The 20,916-nt window shown below is 64.6% G+C and carries 22 protein-coding genes; 13 read left to right on the forward strand and 9 right to left on the reverse strand.

What is annotated here, in order from left to right; all coding sequences use genetic code 11:
- The first annotated feature begins 108 nt into the window (after positions 1-108).
- A complete protein-coding gene (locus LB538_RS06545; RefSeq protein ID WP_224531273.1) occupies positions 109-939 on the forward strand; it encodes an extensin family protein in 831 nt (276 codons plus the stop codon).
- A 6-nt stretch (positions 940-945) separates the two neighbouring features.
- On the opposite strand, the gene LB538_RS06550 is transcribed toward LB538_RS06545, so the two are convergent.
- Entirely contained in the window at positions 946-1,698 is a 753-nt protein-coding gene (locus LB538_RS06550; RefSeq protein ID WP_224531270.1) for a gamma-glutamylcyclotransferase, read from the reverse strand.
- Positions 1,699-1,751: 53 nt separating this feature from the next.
- Between LB538_RS06550 and LB538_RS06555 the strand changes: the two genes are divergently transcribed.
- Together LB538_RS06555 and LB538_RS06560 are read left to right on the forward strand one after the other, a co-directional pair.
- Positions 1,752-2,459 (forward strand): LssY C-terminal domain-containing protein, encoded by a 708-nt coding sequence (locus LB538_RS06555; RefSeq protein WP_224531265.1) that lies wholly within the window; start codon positions 1,752-1,754, stop codon positions 2,457-2,459.
- A 171-nt stretch (positions 2,460-2,630) separates the two neighbouring features.
- Positions 2,631-3,941: a hemolysin family protein gene (locus LB538_RS06560; protein WP_140838599.1), complete on the forward strand. Its 1,311-nt coding sequence runs from the start codon at positions 2,631-2,633 to the stop codon at positions 3,939-3,941.
- A gap of 152 nt (positions 3,942-4,093) precedes the next feature.
- On the opposite strand, the gene LB538_RS06565 is transcribed toward LB538_RS06560, so the two are convergent.
- Positions 4,094-4,987 carry a LysR family transcriptional regulator gene (locus LB538_RS06565; protein WP_224531371.1) on the reverse strand — a complete coding sequence of 298 codons (894 nt, stop codon included), beginning with the start codon at positions 4,985-4,987 and terminating at the stop codon, positions 4,094-4,096.
- A gap of 104 nt (positions 4,988-5,091) precedes the next feature.
- Between LB538_RS06565 and LB538_RS06570 the strand changes: the two genes are divergently transcribed.
- Positions 5,092-5,961 carry an SDR family oxidoreductase gene (locus LB538_RS06570; RefSeq protein ID WP_224531263.1) on the forward strand — a complete coding sequence of 290 codons (870 nt, stop codon included), beginning with the start codon at positions 5,092-5,094 and terminating at the stop codon, positions 5,959-5,961.
- Positions 5,962-6,008: 47 nt separating this feature from the next.
- Positions 6,009-6,482: an SRPBCC family protein gene (locus LB538_RS06575; protein ID WP_224531259.1), complete on the forward strand. Its 474-nt coding sequence runs from the start codon at positions 6,009-6,011 to the stop codon at positions 6,480-6,482.
- 46 nt (positions 6,483-6,528) lie between these two features.
- Here the strand turns inward: LB538_RS06575 and LB538_RS06580 are convergent, their stop codons facing one another.
- Both LB538_RS06580 and LB538_RS06585 read right to left on the reverse strand, forming a co-directional pair.
- Positions 6,529-6,894 (reverse strand): avidin/streptavidin family protein, encoded by a 366-nt coding sequence (locus LB538_RS06580; protein WP_224531256.1) that lies wholly within the window; start codon positions 6,892-6,894, stop codon positions 6,529-6,531.
- A gap of 197 nt (positions 6,895-7,091) precedes the next feature.
- Positions 7,092-7,697: an NADPH-dependent FMN reductase gene (locus tag LB538_RS06585; protein ID WP_095766563.1), complete on the reverse strand. Its 606-nt coding sequence runs from the start codon at positions 7,695-7,697 to the stop codon at positions 7,092-7,094.
- Positions 7,698-7,787: 90 nt separating this feature from the next.
- Here LB538_RS06585 and LB538_RS06590 point away from each other — a divergent pair, with 90 nt between their 5' ends.
- The gene (locus LB538_RS06590; RefSeq protein WP_224531252.1) at positions 7,788-8,156 is read left to right on the forward strand and encodes a winged helix-turn-helix transcriptional regulator; all 369 of its coding nucleotides are present in this window, start codon (positions 7,788-7,790) and stop codon (positions 8,154-8,156) included.
- A 158-nt stretch (positions 8,157-8,314) separates the two neighbouring features.
- On the opposite strand, the gene LB538_RS06595 is transcribed toward LB538_RS06590, so the two are convergent.
- Positions 8,315-8,518, reverse strand: coding sequence for a hypothetical protein (locus LB538_RS06595; RefSeq protein ID WP_224531249.1), 204 nt, complete (start codon positions 8,516-8,518; stop codon positions 8,315-8,317).
- 126 nt (positions 8,519-8,644) lie between these two features.
- Positions 8,645-9,040 (reverse strand): acyl-CoA thioesterase, encoded by a 396-nt coding sequence (locus tag LB538_RS06600; protein ID WP_042646168.1) that lies wholly within the window; start codon positions 9,038-9,040, stop codon positions 8,645-8,647.
- Positions 9,041-9,228: 188 nt separating this feature from the next.
- Here LB538_RS06600 and LB538_RS06605 point away from each other — a divergent pair, with 188 nt between their 5' ends.
- The 3 genes from LB538_RS06605 to LB538_RS06615 are packed head-to-tail and all read left to right on the forward strand — an operon-like array spanning position 9,229 to position 12,967.
- Positions 9,229-10,845 carry a GMC family oxidoreductase gene (locus LB538_RS06605; RefSeq protein WP_224531245.1) on the forward strand — a complete coding sequence of 539 codons (1,617 nt, stop codon included), beginning with the start codon at positions 9,229-9,231 and terminating at the stop codon, positions 10,843-10,845.
- Positions 10,842-12,053 (forward strand): mandelate racemase/muconate lactonizing enzyme family protein, encoded by a 1,212-nt coding sequence (locus LB538_RS06610; RefSeq protein WP_224531240.1) that lies wholly within the window; start codon positions 10,842-10,844, stop codon positions 12,051-12,053. The genes LB538_RS06605 and LB538_RS06610 overlap by 4 nt, the downstream gene beginning before the upstream one ends.
- Entirely contained in the window at positions 12,050-12,967 is a 918-nt protein-coding gene (locus LB538_RS06615) for an NAD(P)-dependent oxidoreductase (protein WP_224531237.1), read from the forward strand. Before LB538_RS06610 ends, LB538_RS06615 begins: the two co-directional genes overlap by 4 nt.
- A gap of 71 nt (positions 12,968-13,038) precedes the next feature.
- Here LB538_RS06615 and LB538_RS06620 read toward each other — a convergent pair whose 3' ends face one another.
- Positions 13,039-13,977, reverse strand: a complete 939-nt coding sequence (locus LB538_RS06620; RefSeq protein ID WP_224531234.1) for a diacylglycerol/lipid kinase family protein — start codon at positions 13,975-13,977, stop codon at positions 13,039-13,041.
- 802 nt (positions 13,978-14,779) lie between these two features.
- Between LB538_RS06620 and LB538_RS06625 the strand changes: the two genes are divergently transcribed.
- Positions 14,780-15,295 (forward strand): hypothetical protein, encoded by a 516-nt coding sequence (locus LB538_RS06625; RefSeq protein ID WP_224531231.1) that lies wholly within the window; start codon positions 14,780-14,782, stop codon positions 15,293-15,295.
- Between the two features lie 151 nt (positions 15,296-15,446).
- On the forward strand, positions 15,447-15,929 hold the full coding sequence (locus tag LB538_RS06630) for a YegJ family protein (protein ID WP_224531227.1): 483 nt from the start codon (positions 15,447-15,449) through the stop codon (positions 15,927-15,929).
- Between the two features lie 3 nt (positions 15,930-15,932).
- On the opposite strand, the gene LB538_RS06635 is transcribed toward LB538_RS06630, so the two are convergent.
- Positions 15,933-16,982: a CapA family protein gene (locus tag LB538_RS06635; protein WP_224531225.1), complete on the reverse strand. Its 1,050-nt coding sequence runs from the start codon at positions 16,980-16,982 to the stop codon at positions 15,933-15,935.
- A 137-nt stretch (positions 16,983-17,119) separates the two neighbouring features.
- Here LB538_RS06635 and LB538_RS06640 point away from each other — a divergent pair, with 137 nt between their 5' ends.
- Positions 17,120-18,370: a hypothetical protein gene (locus LB538_RS06640; protein WP_411908998.1), complete on the forward strand. Its 1,251-nt coding sequence runs from the start codon at positions 17,120-17,122 to the stop codon at positions 18,368-18,370.
- A 226-nt stretch (positions 18,371-18,596) separates the two neighbouring features.
- On the opposite strand, the gene LB538_RS06645 is transcribed toward LB538_RS06640, so the two are convergent.
- Entirely contained in the window at positions 18,597-19,817 is a 1,221-nt protein-coding gene (locus tag LB538_RS06645; protein ID WP_224531219.1) for a clavaminate synthase family protein, read from the reverse strand.
- A gap of 104 nt (positions 19,818-19,921) precedes the next feature.
- On the opposite strand from LB538_RS06645, the gene LB538_RS06650 reads away from it, so the two are divergent.
- Positions 19,922-20,857 carry a LysR substrate-binding domain-containing protein gene (locus LB538_RS06650; RefSeq protein ID WP_224531216.1) on the forward strand — a complete coding sequence of 312 codons (936 nt, stop codon included), beginning with the start codon at positions 19,922-19,924 and terminating at the stop codon, positions 20,855-20,857.
- Positions 20,858-20,916 lie beyond the last annotated feature (59 nt).

A 20,916-nucleotide genomic window follows, 5' to 3' on the forward strand; every position in this document is an offset into this window, starting at 1 on the left:
AGCCAAGAACAGCGCCGCAATTCCGCCCCATGCGTGAATGCCGGCGCTGATCTTTCCTTTACTGTTGGCGTTTAACCTTGTGCCATTCGGGGACAAGGACGCCTTTCAATGGCTCGAAGACTTGGCGCTATGCTGGCAGCGGCGCAACGGAGCAAGCGTGCGCGCATCACGGTCGCCGGGCTGGCCGCGGGCGTCGCCATGGCGGCGATATCGGCCTGCACGACCGGTGACGTCTTTGCACTGCAGCCGGCCGTCGATGTCGGCAGCCAGACGGCAGCCGTGCCGCAGCCCGATGCGCCGCAATATTCCGGAATGCAGCGTCTTGTTCCGTCCAACCCCTATATGACGCAGGTCGCCTATCCGCGCATGGACGAGCCGATGTCGCCTCTCGAGCAGATGCCGGCCAGCGAAATCGACTGCCGCAACGAGCTGAAGCGGATGGGAGTCGTCTATCAGGACGTCCAGCCGATCCATGAGGGCCAGTGCGGCATTGATTATCCGGTAAAAGTCTCGGCCATCGGCAATGTCGCCATGACGCCCGCGGCGACGCTGACCTGCAACATGGCCGCAACCTTTGCCGCATGGACGAAGAACGAGCTGCAGCCGGCCGCCCGCTGGCGCTATTTCTCCGGCGTCAAGGCGATCCACCAAGGCTCCAGCTATTCCTGCCGCAACATCGCCGGCGAAGGCGTGCTGTCCGAGCACGGCAAGGGCAACGCCCTCGACGTCATGAGCATCGAGCTCAACAATGGCGACGACATCGACGTCCGCAAGCCCGGCCTGTTCGCCTTCCGCACGCGCGGCTTCCTCAACAATGTGCGCGCCGACGGCTGCGAGTATTTCACCACGGTGCTCGGCCCAGGCTACAATTACGACCACCGCAACCATTTCCATTTCGACATCAAGAACCGCAAAAGCGGTTACCGCGCCTGCCGCTAGTCTAGATTAGCATTGGGCTTCGGTGGCAGCGATGATCTGCCGGGCGACCAGATCCTGGATACGCCAGAGATTTCTGTCGCGGATCCCGCTTTCCTCCAGCTTGGCGACCGTCCGGAAAAGATATTGCGCCGAGGAGCCCCAATGCCCGGCGGCGCGCGCCAACGTGTGCGCAACCTGCTCCAACGCCAGCCTGCCGGCATAAGCCCTGCCCTCGGGCGCCGCGACAAAAGCCAGCGCACGCAATGGCCCGTCCCTGGTCCGGAGCTTGATCCAGCATGGCACGTTGGTCGGCGGGTTCGCATCTATTTCGCGACGAAGCAGTTGGACGATCTGCCCCTGATGGTCCTCCGCCGGCAGCCGATAGGCGATGCCGTTGCAGCTGCCTCCCCGGTCGAGCGCCAGCATCAACGCCGGCAATTCACGCGTTCCGCGCCAGCGTGTCAGCTTCAGGCAAAATGAACGGTGCCAACCCAGTGCCGTCGCCTGACGCTGCTCTTCATAGATGAACTCTGGATTCCAGATCAGCGAGCCATAGGCAAAGACCCAAAGCGTCTCAGGCCGATATTGCGCAAGCAGCTGTTCGGCCAGACCGTCAAATTCAGCGTCGCTATGCTCGCTTGTTCCGGGCTCGGGACCTGGATCCGGCTCCATGCGCTCGACCCTCGCGACAAGCTCGGCAGTCAGCGCCATTTTCCCGCGGCCTGTCTTTGTCGGTTCCATTTCGCTGCGATGGTAGACGGTCTCCAGATCGCTGGCCATTGATTTCCCGTGATTGTCGCGCAACACATGCCACACGGGATCGAGCGGCGTTCATGAGCCACAGAAGTTTGAGACGACGCGCGGTGATCTGGATCGCGGCTTTCAGCGCCTTCTACGTGATGCTCGCCTATCTCGCCGCGCCGGAATTCTGGACCTGGCGGGAGCGCGGCTTCCGCACCCAGCCCTTCGAGATGGTGACGCATACGCCGCAGGGCATTCCCGGCGACCCGATCAATGTCGGCCTGATCGGCACCGAGAAGGAAATCGTCCACGCCTTCGCCGTCGCCGGCTGGGACACGGCCGATGCCGTGACGCTGCGGACCGCGATCGACATCGGCGAAAGCGTCTTGTTTTCCCGCCCCTACCCCGATGCGCCGATGAGCCGCCTTCTGTTCGAGGGCCGAGCCCAGGACCTGGCCTTCGAGAAGCCGGTCGGCGACAGCGCCGACCGTCGCCACCACGTCCGCTTCTGGCAGACGGACACGGTGGGCGACGACGGCCGCCCGCACTGGCTGGGCGCCGCGAGCTTCGACCGCGGCGTCGGCCTCAGCCACGATACCGGCGCCGTCACCCACCATATCGGCCCCGACATCGACGCGGAGCGCGACTTCCTGATCGGCGATCTGAAGGCCGCCGACCTGCTGGCCTCCACCAGCGAGATACCCGGGATCGGCGCCACCAAGGCCGGACGCAATGGCGGCGGCGATCCCTATTTCACCGACGGCATGGCCATTATCGGCGTTCTGAAGACGCAGCAGTGACGGCGCACTGTCACGCGCGCGCTGACGCCGAAGGTGCGCGTCGTGGTCGACGCGTTTGTCGGGCATTTTTCGGCGCCGCTTTGGGATGCCGCCTGAACAGCGCGCCTGTCATGTTCCAAAAATACCCGCGGGCTATTTTCGAACGCACTGCAGCAATGCTATTGACCGCCCATGCTATATGTTGAAATCGCCGTCGTGGCCGTCCTCATTCTGGTGAACGGCCTCTTGTCGATGTCGGAGCTAGCCATCGTCTCGTCGCGGCCCGCCCGCCTCAAGGCGATGATCGACCGCAACGTCAGGGGCGCCGGCCGCGCGCTGGCGCTCGGCTCTAACCCCGGCAAGTTCCTGTCCTCGGTGCAGATCGGCATCACCCTGGTCGGCGTTCTCTCCGGCGCCTTTTCGGGCGCCACGCTCGGCGAAAGGCTGGCGCAATATCTGGCGTCGACCGGCATCCGCGAAAACATCGCCGATCCTGTCGGCGTCGGCATCGTGGTCGCTTTGATCACCTATGCCTCGCTCATCGTCGGCGAGCTGGTGCCGAAGCAGATCGCGCTCAAGGATCCGGAGCGCGTCGCGGTCAGAGCCGCGCCGGCAATGACCATCCTCGCCACCTTCTCGGCGCCGCTCGTCTTCCTGCTCGACCTCTCGGGCCGCGCGGTGCTTTGGCTGCTTGGGCAGGCCGGCGAGACCGAAGAGAAGGTCACCGACGAGGAGATCAAGATGCTGGTCGCCGAGGCCGAGCATCACGGCACCATCGAATCCGATGAGCGCCGCATGATCGCAGGCGTCATGCGCCTCGGCGACCGCGCCGTGCGCGCCGTCATGACGCCGCGCACCGAGGTCGACTGGCTGAACCTGCAGTCCGACGAGACCACGGTCAAAAAGCTTCTGATGGATACCCAGCACTCGCGCCTGCCCGTCGGCGACGGCAATGTCGACGCCATGGTCGGCGTCATCCAGACGCGCGACGTGCTGGCCGCCCTTCTGGCCGGCAGGGTGCTGGATCCGCGCCAGCATGTGCGCGCCGCCCCCATCGTGCATGATCAGGCCGACGCGCTCGATGTCCTGCAGAAGCTGAGGGAATCGGACGTGCCGATGGCCCTCGTTCACGACGAATACGGCCATTTCGAAGGCATCGTCACCCCGGCCGACATCCTCGAAGCCATCACCGGCGTGTTCCGCTCCGACCTCGAAGCCGGCGAGGAGGAAAACGCCGTCAAGCGCGAGGACGGCTCCTGGCTGCTCGCCGGCTATATGCAGGCCGACGAGATGGCCGAGGTGCTTGGCATCGACCTTCCCGAAAACCGCGACTACGAAACCGTCGCCGGCTATGTGCTGTCGCATCTCCACCATCTGCCGACCACCGGCGAATGCGTCGACGCGCAAGGCTGGCGCTTTGAGGTGGTCGACCTGGACGGCCGCCGCATCGACAAGCTGATCGCCACCCGCCTGCCCGAGGGCCACCGCCCTGTGGCGCGCTGAGGACGAAATTTATGTGGTAACCAACTCGCCGTCAGCTTTGCGGCGGGAGGCGCCCAGTCTGCTTTTCGGCAGGCCCACCAACAAGCTGCCGCCCCCGACCGTACAGGGTCGCCGCATAGAGAAGGCGCAGATAGCGTTTCGATCATTCCGTCTCATCCGCCGATATAGGCCGCCAATTCGTCAGGGGTTCCCTTGGGAAAGGCCTGCTTCAAATAGTCGAGGAACGCCGATACGCGGACGCTGAGCAAGCGTCGGGACGGATAGAGCGTCCATAGGGCGATGTCCGGGCCGTCGACATCGCCCCAATGCACCAGCGTTCCAGCAGCCAGATCGTGACTTACAAGCGAGATCGGCAAACGTCCGGCGCCGACGCCCGCCCGGACGGCATCGCGGAACATCAGGAGCGACGAAAGGCGAAGGACTGGCTCAATCGCGATGCGTGATCGTCCGGTCGGCGTCACGATGTCCCAGGCGGCAACGCGCTCGCCGGATTCCCGCACGACGGCCGGAACGGCGAGATCGTCGGTCGGTCTGGCGAGGCCCGGACTCGCGACCACCACCAGCCGGTCGCGCAGGAACACCCGTCCGACAAGACTTTCATCGGGCTCAGGATTGACCCGGATCACCAGATCGTACCCCTCCTCGATCATATCGACGGCCCGGTCTTCCGTCGTGACCTCGAGCCGGATTTCCGGATATTTCAGTGCGAACCCGGCGGCCAGCTTCCCCATCGCAGTTTGGGAGAAGAGCAGCGGTGCGCTGATCCGCAGCCTGCCCCGCGGCGTGTGTCCGCCCGAAGCGATCGCCGTCGCGGTTTCGTCCAGTTCGGTCAGCAACGCTCCCGTCCGCTCGAAGAGCGCCCGTCCTTCCTCGGTGAGCTTCAGCGCGCGCGCCCCGCGCTCGAACAGACGCAAGTCGAGGGCGGCCTCCAGTTCCGCGACCCGGCGAGACAGGGTCGCCTTCGGGCGCCCCGCGGCGCGCGCCGCCCTTCCAAACCCTCCGTGCCGGGCAACCAGATTGAAATCAGCGAGGGCGAGAAGGTCCATCTGTTCCAACATTGAGACGCTGTGTCCAAATATAGCGCCTATCGGTTCGAATGTGGATCACTCATTTACGGGATGTCTTTTGACCCAAACCCGGAGTGAACCCCATGACCATTCTCGTTACCGGCGCGACCGGCAATGTCGGCAGCCAAGTCGTCAACCAACTCGTCAAGCGCGGCGCCGATGTCCGTGCGCTTGTCCGCGACCCTTCGAAGGCGAACTTCCCTGCGAGCGTCGCCGTGGTGCAGGGCGACCTGATCGACGTCGATTCTCTGCGCAGCGCCTTCTCGGGCGTTTCCACCCTATTTCTGCTCAATGCCGTGGTGCCCGACGAATTCACCCAGGCGCTGATCGCGCTCAACTTGGCCCGCGAGGCAGGCATCGAACGCATCGTCTACCTGTCGGTGATCCACGGTGAGCTTTACGCGAACGTGCCGCACTTCGCCGGCAAGCTCGCGGTCGAGCGGATGATCGAGCAGATGGGCGTCAACGCCACCATCCTTCGTCCGGCCTATTTCATGAACAACGAGTTCATGATCAAGGACGTGATCCTCAGCTATGGCGTCTATCCGATGCCGATCGGCAGCAAAGGCTTGGCAATGGTCGACGCGCGCGACATAGCCGAGGTCGCGGCGATCGAGTTGCTTCGCCGCGAGCAGACCGAAATTGCCCTCCCGCTCGACCGGATCAACCTCGTCGGTCCCGACACCCTGACCGGCACGGATGTCGCCGGCATCTGGACCGAGGTCCTGGGCCGCCAGATCGCCTATCCCGGCGAAGACCTGGCAGGCTTCGAACAGAACCTGCGGCAGTTCATGCCGGGTTGGATGGCATTCGACATGCGCCTGATGGGCGAGCGCTTCATCAGCGAGGGCATGATTCCCGACGCTGGCGACGTCGACCGCCTGACCAAGCTGCTGGGCCGTCCGCTACGCACCTATCGCGACATCGCCGCAGAAATCGCCGCCGCGGCCTGACGCCGGCGGCAGCCTGCCACCCCAACATCAATCCCAAGGATACGATTATGATCTACTCAACCGCCACCGTCCCGGTGAACCCGGAAGGCGCGACCAGGCTGACCCGTGCGCAAGCCTGGGCTGGCCTGGAGCTCAAGGCTCGCGACGCCCGCGAATTCCTGCCGCCCGGCCTCTGCACCCGCTGCGATGTCGTGGAAGAAAGCGCGACGCATTTCGTGCGCGAAGCGACCATCGCGGGTGCAGATCTGCGCGAGATCATCACGCTTGAACCGGAGAGCAAAGTCACATTCTTCCAGGCCACCGGGCCGCGCGAGGGCGCGATCATCAACGAACTGTTCGAGGGCGCCGACGGCACGCTCCATCTGCGCTTCTACTGCTATCTCGGCCGGCGCGGCAAAGAGCCGAACGGCCCAGAGGAGCAGGCCGAACAGGCGCAGTTCGACGGCGACCAGGGCTACAAAGCTGCCCTGCTGTCCACACTGAAGCGCACCCGCGAGTTGCTCATGGAGGGCCGGCTCTGACCATCACCCATGAACATCAACCAGGGACCTTCTCTCGTCGGCTTGGCTATTCTCGGACGAAGGTGTCGAGGCTGATGCCGAAGGCACGCCAGGTCCCCACCCGCTTGCGGGAAGCGGTTTCGCCCTCTTTGCCGGTGATGGTGCTGCCGGCCACTGTCAGCCACATCGTCTCCAGCTTGCCGTCCCGCAAAATGCCGGTGTAGCTCACGGCGGCGGGGCCGGCCGTACCCTCGCCGGCGGCCGTTACTCCAATCACGTCGCCATGCGCGATGCCGGATATCGGCACGGTCTGTCCATAGAAGCTGCTGTCTTCGAGCGCCGTGCGAAACGTGCCTTCAATCCGGCTGCCGTCCTCGCCGGTGATGTCGAGGACGGACCCATACTGATTGCGCCATCTGCCAAGCCAAGGCATCCCGCTCCTCCACGACTGTGCTGTCTTCGTCTTCGGTGGATTCGGGGCTGCATCTAACGCGCCGTTCCGAGCGGTCAACAGCGAGACGGCCAAAGGGATCAGCCTGGGATCCAGGCAAGACAGACAGCTCCGCAAATGGAAAGGGGCAGCGCTGGCGCCGCCCCTTTCTCATTGGGAGGACAGTATCGATCGACCGCTCAGGCGGCCTGGGCTTCGCCGGCGATCGCATCGGCGGCGCGAGCCGCTTTCAGCACCCTTGCCCACCAGGCGACGTCGTTGACCAGGGCGGCGGCGGACTGGTTCAGGTGCTCGAGATCTTCGAGCTTCTTCTCGCCCTGGCGAACCGCAAGGAAATCGCCCCAGGCGATGTGCACCGCCGACTTGACCGGCGCCATCTGCAGCTCGACGGCGATCAGCCGAAGGTGCTCGATCGCGCGCGAGCCGCCGACGCTGCCATAGCCGACAAAGCCGGCCGGCTTCTTGTTCCACTCATTGGCGGCGTAATCGATGGCGTTCTTCAGCACAGCGGTCGGGGCGTGATTGTATTCGGCGGCGGTGAAGATGAAGCCGTCGAACTCGGCGACCTTCTTCTGCCAGCGCTGCGCCACTTCGTTCTGCGACGGCGCCCAGGCGGAGGAAGCGACCTCGTCGAAGAAAGGCAGCGGCCAGTCGCGCAGATCGACGATCTCGACATCGATATCGGCGTGCGACTTGGCGATCTTGGCGATCCACTGCGTCGGCACGTCGGCGAAGCGGGCGGCGCGCGTCGAACCGACGACAATGGCGATTTTGGGCTTGGACATAAGGGGCTCTCCTTGCGGGAATTTCTGGTATCGTTTGGATACCGGCGCTATATGTGATACTGACAAATCGGCGCGCAAGGAGGCACTTCTTTGTTACTGAGGCACCCGCACAACACCGAGGACTGCCGGGCCGTTTCAGAAATCCTGCAACGGGTCGGCGACAAATGGACGGTGCTCGTGGTCGGCAAGCTCGGCGGCGGACCAATGCGCTTCAACGAATTGCGCGCCGCCGTTGGCGGAATTTCGCAAAAGATGCTGACCACCACCTTACGCGGTTTGGAGCGTGACGGCTTCGTCACGCGCAAAGTGTTTCCGACCATTCCGCCACGTGTCGATTACGAGCTCACCCAACTCGGCCACGAGCTGCTCGTGCCGGTCGGCGCGCTCGGCGAATGGGCCCGCAAGAACACCAATCGGGTCCGCGAAGCGCGCGCGAAATTTGACAGCCTGCAGGCCTGAAGCCATTGCAATGCAAGGATTTTTGACCGGCCGATGAACCGTGCACTTGAGCGTCGGTCGCATCGCGCTTTCGGTTTTGATCGGAGCCTCCGCGGTTCCGCCGCCGGCGTCGCCGGGCAGCCGCTTCGCCAAGGAGACCCGTCTTTAGCCGCCACCGATCAGACGCTTGGGGCAGTGCTGTCGCAGCACGCCGTCGAGCAGCTCTTGAATTGCGCGGCCATCTTGCCGACCGCCGTCCGATCCCGCATGCAGGCGACGTGTGGAAGACCTGTGCTGACTTCCATGTAGGCCGTTACGCCGAGCAGGCAGACCAAAGCAACAAGGGCTGCCACGAGCCAGCCGTTCAGCATATGTTGACGCATTGTCTTTCCCCCTGCGCCTACAAGGTGGGGCGTGAAGGCAACCATTGGATGTCGCGAAGCAAATCTCCCGCGCAGGCGTTGTTACAGAGCGGCAAGTCTGGGGAGAATCAGTATCCCGCCGGAGCGTCAGCTCTCGGCCGGAACCGGCTTCGGCTTGCCTTCGCCGTCGAGCGCCACCATGACGAAATCGGCATGGGTGACCTTCTCCATCAAGTCGGAAAGGTAGCGCTGCGCCCAGGCTTCGACCTTGAGCACCATCGAGGTGCGGCCGACGCGCTCGACATGGGTGTAGATGCAGAGCGTGTCGCCGATCTTCATCGGCTTGGCGAAGGACATCTCCTTGACCGCGGCGGTGACCACGCGGCCCTTGGCGCGCTCGGCGGCGCGGATGCCGCAGGCAAGGTCCATCTGCGCCATCACCCAGCCGCCGAAGATGTCGCCGGCCGCATTGGCGTCGGACGGCATGGCGAGCGTGCGCAAGGTCAGATCGCCAAGGGGTTTTCCGTCCGCGTAATGCACCATGGCGAAATCCTCAAAGGGCAGCTTCTGTTGCGTATCAATGCGACCGCCATGTCGCAAGCTCTGGTAAAAGCGAAATGTGCCCCACTGCGCCGGTCGCTTTTTTCACAAGCCATGCCGGAAGCCACGGCGACGCCGCAAGCCCGCAATGTCTAGGGTAAGCCCAATGTTGCGGAGCCCGCTTTTCCATCATGCAGACTTATGATTTCATCGTCGTCGGCTCGGGTTCGGCCGGCTCGGTCGTTGCCGACAAATTGTCGGCGTCGGGCCGCTTCTCGGTGCTGGTGCTGGAGGCCGGCGGAACCGACCGGCGCTTCTATGTCCAGATGCCGCTCGGCTACGGCAAGACCTTCTTCGACCCGGCTGTCAACTGGAACTACAAGGCCGATCCGGATCCGGGTCTCAGCAACAATGCCGACCACTGGCCACGCGGCAAGCTGCTTGGCGGCTCGAGCTCGATCAACGCCATGGTCTTCATCCGGGGCGCGCGCGAGGACTTCGATGCCTGGGCCGCTGCCGGCAATCCCGGCTGGGCGTATGATGACCTCCTGCCCTCCTTCAAGGCGCTGGAAGATAATGCGGCGGGCGCTGACCAGTGGCGCGGAGTCGGGGGCCCTTTGCACATCACGGACTGCACGAACGCGGTGCATCCGCTGACCAAGCGCTATCTTGCCGCCGCACAGCAGGCCGGGCTGCCGCTCAATCCGGACTTCAACGGCGCCTCCCAGGAAGGCGTCGGCGTCTATCAGATCACGACGAAGAACGGACGCCGCATGTCGGCCGCCCGCGCCTTCCTGCGGCCGGCGATGAAACGCGGCAATGTCCGTGTCGAAACCAACGCCCTGGCGACGAAAATCCTGTTCGAGGGCAAACGCGCCGTCGGCATCGAATACGAGCAGAACGGGCAGAAGAAGACGGCTCGCGCGGGCCGCGAGGTGATCCTGTCGGGCGGCTCGATCAACTCGCCGCAGTTGCTGCAGCTGTCCGGTATCGGCCCTGCGGCATTGCTGGCCGACCTCGGCATCCCGGTCGTCCATGCCAACGACAATATCGGCGCCAATCTGCAGGACCATGTCGGCATCAACTACACCTTCAAGGGCAAGCTGCCGACGCTCAACCAGATCCTGCGCCCGTGGTGGGGCAAGCTGCTGGTCGGCATGCAATACATCCTCTTGCGCTCCGGTCCGCTGTCGCTGTCGATGAACAATGCCGGCGGCTTCTTCCGCACCGACCCGTCGATGACGCGGCCGAACATGCAGCTCTATTTCCAGGCCTTCTCCACCGTCATCCCGAAGAGCGGCGAGCGCCCCATCCTGACGCCCGACCCCTGGCCGGGCTTCTCGATCGGCCTGTCCAATTGCCGGCCCTCGAGCCGCGGCGAGATCATGATCCGCTCGAAGGATCCGCGCGACTATCCAAGGATCACGCCCAACGCCTATTCGACCAATGCCGATGTCGACGAGATGCTGGCGGCGGTGAAGTTCGTGCGCAAGATCGCCTCGATGCCGGCCATGGCCGAGATCATCGAGGAAGAGGTGCTGCCCGGCCCCTCGATCCAGTCGGACGCCGACCTGATCCAGGATTTCAGGAAACGCTCCGGCACCGTCTATCACCCGGTCTCGACCTGCCGCATGGGACCGGACCCCGCGCGCGCCGTCGTCGACCCGCGGCTTCGGGTGCATGGGTTGGACGGCCTGCGCGTCATCGACGCTTCGATTTTCCCCGACAACATCACGGGCAACACCAACGCCGCCGCGATCCTGACCGGATGGAAAGGCGCCGACCTGGTTCTGGAGGATCACAAATGAAAATCACCGACGTGAAGACCTGGGTTGTCGGCAACCCGCCGCCCGGCATCGGCGGCAAGTATTTCATCTTCGTCAAGCTCACCACCGATGGCGGCGTGGTCGGCTATGGCGAGGCTTACAACGCCACCTTCTCCGCGCATGTCACCGCGACGATGATCGAGGACATGGCCGAGCGCTATCTCGTCGGCCGCGATCCGCACGACATCGAGAATTTCTTCCGCCGCGCCTATTCCTCCGGCTTCACCCAGCGCCCCGACGTTTCCGGCATGGGCTGCTTCTCGGCGCTCGAAATGGCCTGCTGGGACATCGTCGGCAAGGAGGCCGGCAAGCCGGTCTACAAGCTGCTCGGCGGCCAGGTGCACGAGACCCTGCGCTCCTACACCTACCTCTATCCGCACACCGGCAGCGTCCATTCGGAAGATGCGCGCGGCAAGAACGTCTACAATGACCCCGATATGGCGGCCGCCTGTGCGCTCGAATATGTCGAGCAGGGTTTTAATGCCGTGAAGCTCGATCCGGCCGGCCCCTACACCGCCTATGACGGCCATCAGCCGCGCTTGATCGACATCGACCTGTCGGCGCGCATGGTCAAGGCGATCCGCGAAGCAGTCGGTAACAGGGCGGATATCCTGTTTGGCACGCATGGCCAGTTCACCGCCTCGGGCGCGCTGCGCCTCGCCCGCGCCATCGAGCCCTACGATCCGCTGTGGTTCGAGGAGCCGGTGCCGCCTGATATGCCCGAGGTGATGGCGCAAGTCGCCCGCCAGACCTCCATCCCGATAGCAACCGGCGAGCGGCTGACGACGAAGTTCGAGTTCGCCCGCGTCATCGAGAACCGCGCCGCGACCATCCTGCAGCCGGATCTCGGCCGCTCCGGCGGCATTCTCGAGACCAAGAAGATCGCTGCCATGGCCGAAGCCTACCACATCCAGGTGGCGCCGCATTGCTATTGCGGCCCGATCGTCGGCGCCGCCAACATCCAGCTTGCCGTGACGCTGCCCAACTTCCTCATCCTGGAATCGCTGAAGCAGTGGGACGGTTTCCACGCCACGCTGCTCAAGAAGAAGATCGAATGGCAGGACGGCAACGTCATCCCCTCGAAGGAGCCCGGCCTCGGCGTCGAGCTCGACGAGGCGGTCTGCGAGGCCCATCCCTATAGCGGCAAGGAGCTGCATCTGCAGATGATGCAGACGCCGCTGATGCCGTGAGCCTCGCTTATGCCTTCGTCGGCCTTGGCCATCTCGGCGGCAACCTTGCCGCTAGCCTGCTGCGCAACGGCTTTGCCGTCACCGTCTTCGACCGCGACCCGGCGCCGGTCGAGCGCCTGGTCGCGCTCGGTGCATCGGCGTCGGGTAGCCCCGCCGAGGCCGCTGCCCGCGCCGGCAATGCAATCACCTGCCTGCCCTCGCCGAAGGTCAGCGAAACTGTGCTCGCCGGCCCCGACGGATTGCTCCAGGGCCTGCCCGCGGGCGGCACCTGGATCGAGATGTCGACCAATGGCCGTGACGAGATTTTACGACTCGCCGCGCTGGCATCGGCACAAGGCATCGAGACGCTCGAATGCCCGGTGACCGGCGGCGTGCATCTGGCCGCAGTGGGCAGGATCACGGCGCTCGTCGGCGGCGATGCGGCGCTCTACGAACGCCATCGTCCGGCCATCGAGGCGATGTGCGCGAAATCCTTCCTGATGGGCCCGGTCGGCTCGGCGGCGGTGATCAAGGTCATCACCAATATGCTCGCCTTCATTCATCTCGTCGCTGCCGGCGAAGCGTTGATGCTGGCGAAGCAGGGCGGGCTCGATCTCGCCCAGGCCTACCACGCCATCGTCGCCTCTTCCGGTAACAGCTTCGTCCACGAAACCGAAAGCCAGCTCGTGCTCAACGGCTCCTACGACATCGGCTTCACCATGGACCTGGCACTGAAGGACCTCGGCTTCGCGCTTGCCATGGCCAGGGATTTCGGCGCGCCGCTCGATCTTGCCACCCGCGTCAACGCGATTTTCGAAGAGGGTAAGCGCGCCTATGGTGGTGGTGCCTGGTCGACACAGATCGTCAAGCTGCTTGAGGATGAAGTCGGCGTGGAGCTTCGCGCGCCGGGCTTTCCGGCGAAGCTCGAACTGTAACCCGGCAGAAATTAGCCAGCTGTTTCAATTGCCTGACCGCACCGGCTGAATCGGCCTCTTAGCCGGCTGATTCAACCTCTCAGCGTCAGCGCGCCGGGCAGGATCTCGAACGTCGCCGGAATTCGGCCTGGCGACTCGCCGTCTATGTCGACCAGCGCGCCGTTCTTCTCGGCATCGCCGAGCGGCTCGACCAGCACCTTGCGGCCACGCAGGATGGTGATTGCCGGATGGTTGCGGTGGCGCCCGCCGTAGAGCAGGCGGAGGTCGCGGATCAGCCCAAGCTTGCCGGCGGCCCGCAGGATGATGATATCGAACTGGCCGTCGGCGAGCTCGGCGTCCGGCGCTATCATCATGCCGCCGCCGAAGAATTTGCCGTTTGCCACCGCGACCAGCGCCATGCGCGCCTCGACCGGCTCGCCGTCGTCGATGGTGATCCTGACATCCTGGAAGCGGTAGCGGATGAACTCCAGCACGGTGCGCCAGAAGAACAGCGCCTTGGCCGAGACCCTGCCCTTGCGCTTGTCGGCATTGACGGCGCGATCCGTCGCGCCGGACAGGCCGAGGCTGGCAATGTTGATGAAGTGGCGGCTGGCCAGCGCGCCGTGGTCGTCGATGTAGCAGATGCGGCCGGCGTCGATTTTTCGCGCATTGGAATCGGCGATCCGCTTCAGCGCGGCATCGATGCCGCGCGGCAAGTCGAGCCCGCGCGCGAAGTCGATGCCGGTACCACAGGGCAGAAGGCCAAGCGCGGCTTCCTGGCCGGTCTCATCTTGTGCCTGCAGCAACCCGTCGGCCACCTCGCTTGCGGTGCCGTCGCCGCCTGCCGCGATCACCAGGTCGCACCCGCTGGCGGCGAGATCGATCGCCAGCCGCTCTGCGTCGCCGCTGGCCTGAGTTTCCCGCAAGTCGAAATCGCCGAAATTCCTGTTGAGCGATGCCGCGGCCTCCGCCCAATGCCGCTTGAGCCTGCCGCCGCCGGCAATCGGATTGAGAACCACCCCGACTTTCAAGTCGACCTCCCCCGAGGCAAGTCGCGCAACTAGTACCCAAAGTCTTTTGCCGACATTGAAACGCGGACCGGGCGCCGGAGCAAGGCTCCAACGTCGAGCGGTCACAGAAAAGCGGGGCAGGCTGTCTAAGCGGTTCGGCCGCCGGATTCCGCGGCTTTTGCCATTGGTCCCCGATAATCCCGCTATCCACAGGCGCGCCGGCATTCCCTGGAACCCTTGCCCGGCGTACATTCAACCCATCTCAGGCGGCTACCGAACGCCCAGCCGAAAGGCAAAAGCGCAAGGCGGATTTCCTGAGGCCCGTACGGCCCAGAACGAGAGCAGGCTCGCCTGTTTGAGGGACGGATGCCGAGACCTACGGGTGCCGCGGAAAGCGTGCCAACGCCGACGGCGGACCGATGCTGCCATGAAGGCCGGTGAAAACCTTCGATGGCACGCTGGGCGAAGCCCGCAAGGGTGGAGATCGGCGTGGTCTGGAACGGGAGCTGCCCTTCGGGCGGCGACTGGCAGGACCGTCAAAATCAAGGCTGGCCTGGCGCGACGACTTTACGGAAGTTGCTGCCTTGACTGGTTCCTGATCTGACAGGGAGGCGCTGGGAGAAATCCCAGCGCCGACTGTCTTTTTGGCCCGCCGCACAGGCTACCGCGCCTCCCGGGCCGTCCGCCGCGGATGCTTTCCGGCCATAGTCGCCGGCCAAGCAACCTTCCGTAACGCATCGACACGCACAATCCACAATCGCGGCCAAATCCCGCCTTGTTCCCGGGCGATTGATCGGTTTGGGAACATTTAAGGGACAAGACCGTGATCAAGACCGCCCTTGTCGCCATGACCATTGTCGGCTGCGACTGCGACGCCAAGCTCTGCGAATATATCGGCGAGACGCCGGCCAAGTGGGCGACGCTCGCCGACTGCGAAGCGGCGATGAAGAGCCAGATGCTGCACCAGCGCAATTTCGACTATCCGCTGGTTTCAGGCATTTGCCGCGTCAAGGGCTCGGCCTCTTCCTCCGAGCTTGCCGAGAAAGCTTCCAGGCCGGATCTGAAACCCAGGAACCGCGTTGTCGAAACCATCGCCCCGCTGCCGCCCGAGCTCGACCATCGCCCGAGCGCTCCGGTCGGCGGAACGGTGACCGCCAGCGAAACGGAATCGGCAAAGCCCGTGGCCTTCGACGGGTCGGTCGATGGCGGCCGCGCCGTGCTTTACCGCACCAAGGCCGGCTATGCCGTGGTCAAGACCGACCTCAGCCGCGCTGCCGGCGCAACGGTGGACGTGGCGAAGCGCTCGGCAAGCTGGCTGGCCGGATTGACCGGGCTGTAAGCCTGCCCAAGGTTCAGGTCGGCCCGAACAGCCATTCCCTTATCATTGCCCGATGACAATAGGGCCGCTTCGCAACCGCAGACCGGATTGATCAAGCCGACACATTGCCCGAAGATAACGCACAGGATATTGGCCTTCACCGGGGGGTGTCATGACAATTGCCGTTCGTATCGCGTTATCCCTGCTGCTGGCGCTCGCTCCCTTGCATGCCAGGGCGGAAGGCGACGACAAGGCTATGGTGATCGCATCCGACGACGCCGAGATGGCGGCGGCGGTCGAGAAGGCGCGATCCAGCCTGGATGAATTCCTGAACCTGTCCGACGCTCCGCCGCCGGGAACCGACAGGTTCAAGCTGAAGGTGATGATCGTCGACGGCAAGGCGACGGAGCATTTCTGGGTCATTCCCTTCAAGCGGACGGCCAACGGCTTCGTCGGGATATTGGCGAACGAGCCGGAAATCGTCCGCAACGTCGTCCTTGGCCAGAACATCGAATTCACCAGGGACGACATCTCCGACTGGGGCTACACCAGGAACGGCCGCCAGGTCGGCAGCTTCACCGTCTGCGTGATGCTCAAGAAGATGTCGAAGAAAGAGGCCGAGTACATGCGCGCCCAATACGGCTTCGATTGCTGAGGTCTATCGCCCACTTCCCGCCATGGGAAAAATCGCCACCAGTCGGGCCGCGACCCGCTGCTTGAGCACTCCATCCAGAACTTCGATCGGCAGCAGCCGCTCATGGTTGCCTGCACGCAGCCGCACGAAGAAATGCAGCCTATAGGCAGCGATCCTACCCCGCGTGGCCGGATCGGCGCTGACATCGACGACGAATATCGAGCCGATGCGTGCCGGCCATGGCAGTCTGGCGAGCGCAGTGCCGAGGAAATCGCCAAGGCCGTAGGCGATCACGCTGTCGCCGATGCGCTCGATGGGCTGCACGACATGCGCGTGATGCCCCGCGATCAGCCGGACGCCGCGATCCGCCAGCCGTCTCGCCAGCGCCCGCGTCGCAGGTCGTGGAAAATGCCGGAACTCCCAGTCCCAGTGCGGCACGGCGCAGATGAGATCGATGCCGGATGCAGCGTCGCTCGGCCATTCGGCGGCATGCATCGAGATGCGTTCTTCGAACGGCGCGGCATCCGTGTTGCGCCAGAGCGTGAAAGCCGCAAAGCCGATCGTCAGCGGTCCGGCCGCATGACGCTGGAGGGGCCCGCCGGCAACCGTGCCGATGGTCCGGACCCCGAGCCGGTTCAGCGCAGCGAGCGTTTCGTCGAAACCGGCGATGCCCTGATCGAGCACGTGGTTGTTGGCCAGGGACAGAACGAGCCTGTCGCGCGCGATGCCGGCGGCTGCGAGCGCATCGGCCAGGAAATGCTCGCTCATCGCATGATGCGTGCCGAGCCGCGTGCCTATGACCGCGCGTGCTCGTTCGACGATCGGACTTTCGCAATTGCCGATCACGAGGTCGGCGGATGAAAGCAGCGTCGTGATTGCCGGATCGCAATCCGGCGCATCGCGGTTGGCGACTGCCGAAATGTCGCCAATAAACGCCAGCCGCACCTTCCGTGTGGGCTGCGGATCGAGCAACGTCGCCGCGGGCGCCGCGAAGCCGCTTCTGTCGCCGGCAAGCGACGGTCTCAGCAGGCGCGGCAGCCATGACAGTTTATAGGCAAGCGGATAGTTCGACACGGGCCCATCCAGTTTCGCCCTGTGTAGACTGTCTGATGGATAGGTTGAAGCGGGTTGCTGGCGATCCCGCGGCGGGCATCTCGGACTGACCGAAATCCGTGTATGCTCACGACGTGGAGCAGTGGAGGGCGATGACGATGCGTAGAGTGATCCTTGCAGCAGCCTTGTTTGCATTCCTGCCGGCGTCCGTTGCCTGGGCGGAGATGCCGGACGCGGCCAAGTCCATGTTCGAGGCGAAGAGCGTGGCCGACCGGAACACGGCGCTGTCGACGTTGGAGGCGGCAGCGGCCAAGGACCCGGCCTCGGCCTATGCGGCCGGCGCCGGCGAATTCTTCACCGCGCTTGAGCTCCTCGCCGGCGGACTGCATCGCCACGGTTTCGAGAGCCCGAAATCCTTCATGCTGCCGCTGATGCGGTTGCCCGTGCCCGACAATCCCAACCCGCAGCCGCTGACCTACGAAGAATTCCGCGCCATCCTTGTCGCCTTCCGCGACCGGCTGGAGAAATCCGCCGCCACGCTCGGCTCCGTGCCAAAAGATGCCGATATCGGCATGGTGGTCGATCTCACCCATGTCGGCATCGACCTCAACGAGGATGGCAAGCTCGCGCCCGACGAAAGCATCGCCGCCATCATGGCGTCGCTCTCACGCGGCAGCGTCGAACCGAGCGATGCCGCGCCTTCGCTCACCTTCCGCTTCGACCGCGCCGAAGGTTTTTGGCTGCAAGGCTATGCCGAGTTCCTGATGGCGCAGGCCGATTTCTGGCTGGCGCATGATTTCCGCAATGCCTTCGACGGCTCGTTCCACATGCTGTTCCCCCGCGCGAAACTGCCATTGCAGGACACGCTTGTGCCGCTGGACGGCGGCATGAGCGGCAACATGTTCGCCTCGGAATGGCGCTTCGCCGATTTCATTTCGCTGGTGCATCTCGTCAACTGGCCGGTGATCGAGCCGGAACGCCGGCAGGCCGCGCGACGCCACCTGCTGGAAATGATCCGCCTGTCGCGCGAAGATTGGAAATCGATCCTGGCCGAGACCGACAATGACCGTGAATGGCTGCCGGGACCGCAGCAGAAGGGCGTCAACCCGCTGACCGGCCTCGAGGTCGGCGAGGAACAGGTGCAGGCCTGGCTCGCCACGCTGACGATAGCCGAGGATCTTCTTGAAGGCCGCGCGCTGCTGCCGCATTTCCGCATCACCGGCAAGGGCATCAACATGAAGCGCTTCTTCGACGAGCCGAAACCTTTTGACCTGGTCCTTTCGATCACCGGTCCCGGCATCGCGCCCTATCTCGAAAGCGGCAAGATCCTCACCAGCGACGATTTCGACCAGATCCAACGCGAGTTCGGCGGCGCCGGTTTTTTGACCTTTGCGCTGTGGTTCAATTGAGGCCCGCGGTCTTAGGTTCCTCGCCCCCATGAAATGGGGGAGAGGTGGCTCGGCGAAGCCGAGACGGAGAGGGGGGCGCCGGTCCGGGCGGCGAAAAGCGCTTTGAAGAGAAGAGCTTGCGCCTTACGAAATCCCCTCTCCGTCCGCTTCGCGGACACCTCTCCCCCGCCTCTGGCGGGGGCGAGGAACCGAACCTTCGAGGTCGACGCCGTCCCCCTGGCTATCGTCAGAAAATTGCGCCCTGATAAAGCACCGCTTGCGCCTCTTCCGGCGCGAAGCGCCGCGCCAGGGTGCGGAAGGCGCTGTGGACGCCGTCGCGGTCGAGGTTGCAGCTTCTGAGATGGCGGACGGCCAGCGTCGGATCGAATTCGGTGCGCCCGTGCAGGACCCGCTGATTGTCGAAGACCAGCACCTCGCCGGGCTGCAGCTGGTGCCGGAACTGGTTCGCCGGATCGCAGATCAGCCGCGTCAGCTCGGCAAGCGCTTCGATCAGCCCGTCGATCTCATCGACAGCGCCCGTCTGCGGCGCCAGGCAGCGATCGTTGTAGCGTATGCCGGTGACGGCGCCGCTCGCGTCGAGGCTGATGACATGCGCCTCGGCGCTGAAGAACACGTCGCCGGCATGCTCGCGATGGAAGGTGACGCCATGACGGGTCAGCAGGTCGAAGAGCTCCGGTCTGTTCCTGCGCATCCGTTCAGCGACTTGAAAGCCGTCGACCATCAACGAGGTGCCGCCGCTGCCGGCGCCGGTCCTGATGGCATGGAAGAAGATGAAGCCCGGCGGCGAATAGCGGAACGGCTCGTCCGTGTGCGGAATTTGCGCGCGCGCCGTTTCCCCGGCTACCCGGGCGTCGGGCCGTGAGATGAGATCGAAAACCTTGCCGTAGCTCGTCTCGCGCACCGGACCGTAGCGTCCGGCGACGCGCAGCGTCGCCTCAGGCTCGGCCGGGACGCCGGTCAGCATGGCGATACCATGGTCGCGCAAGGGGCGCAGCGACTGGAAAAGCGCCGCGTCATCCTCCACCACGGCGTCGAAGGCGAAGCGCCCAAGCCGCGCGCCGAGATCGCCATTCCACAGTTCCGGCTGAAAGCGTGGCGCGCCGAAATCGCCGCCGCGTCCGGCATGGGCCGCCAGAAAGCCCGCAGCGAAGCGCGAGGCATGGCCGTCCTGCCAGACCACGTCCGTCGTCCCATCCGTCGAGATCTCGATCGAGGTCGCGCGGATATCAGCCGGAACATCGGCAGGCGTCAGCCAGCGCTTTCCGGAAGCGGTGTCGCCGCATATCTCGCATTCGCAGGCAAGCCGCAGCCAGCGCATCGACAACCGGCCGGCGCTGCCGTCATCGAATTCCACGGCGATGCGCGGTCCTTCGTTGCGCATCGATCGCAAGGAGCGCGTCGCGAGTGCCTGACCGGCGGGAACGGACTGAGTTTGCATATCGAGCATGGCGACGGCTTTCCTGGATTGAGTTGTCTTCAACAACGGTAGGGCGCTCGCGGCTTTTCTTGCAAACGAGTTTGTTTTCGCAAGTTTTGAGGTATTCTCAATCCATGACGCTTCTTCGCGACCTCCCGCTGTCGGCCCTGCGTGCGCTTGCAGCCGCCGCGCGCACCGGCAGTCTGACGCGCGCCGCCGACGAGCTCGGCGTCACGCCGGGCGCCGTCGGCCATCAGTTGCGGCAGCTGGAGGACCGGCTTGGCGTCAAGCTGGTCAGGCGCGAGGGCAACGGCATCGCGCTCACACGCATTGCCGAGGCGGCGCTGCCCGACATCGACCGCGGCTTCGACGCGCTGGCCTCCGGATTGCGGCGGCTGCGGTTCGAGCGCCGCGCCGATACCTTCACCATCGCGGCCGATCCGTCCTTCGCCTCGCTTTGGCTGGCGCCGCGCCTTGGCAATGTCCGCGCGGCTCTCGGCAGGCTGGACGTGCGCATCGTGGTATCGATCGCGTTGGATTCGATGCTGGAGGAAGGCATCGACCTCGCCATCAGTTACCGCAACAGCACGGCAAGAGATCTCGCATCGGCCGATCTTTTCACCGAAAGGGTGGTTCCGGCCTGTGCCCCGGCGCTGATCCGCAACCGCACAGATCAAGACAGCGCCGAAGTGCTCGACCGCCTGCCCCTCCTCCACATCGACCAGACGATGGGCGACGACGTCTATCCCACATGGGCAAACTGGTTCGCCGCCGCCGGCCGCCAACGCAAGAACATCGACCACGGACCGCGATTCCCCTTGACCGTGCTGGCCGCGCATGCCGCGATTTCCGGCATGGGCGCGCTGCTTGCCAGCGAACTGGTGCTGAGGGAGCATTTCCGCTCCGGCCAGCTCGTCGAGATTGCCCGCGAGGTTCCGGCATTGACCATCAAGCGCCGCCTGGTCTGGCCGGTTGACGGGCCGAAGGGCCGCCGCGCCGCCGCCGTCGCCGCGGCGCTTGCCGCGGTTGCCAAGGCGGAGCCGGACGATCCCAGGCCCATCGGATCATGACCCCTTTCCTGACAGCCTTCTGTCAGCAGCGTCCAAGCGCGGCCGGAGCCCTTTCACTC

It is taken from the genome of Mesorhizobium sp. Ca11, assembly GCF_020165275.1.
GTDB lineage: Bacteria > Pseudomonadota > Alphaproteobacteria > Rhizobiales > Rhizobiaceae > Mesorhizobium.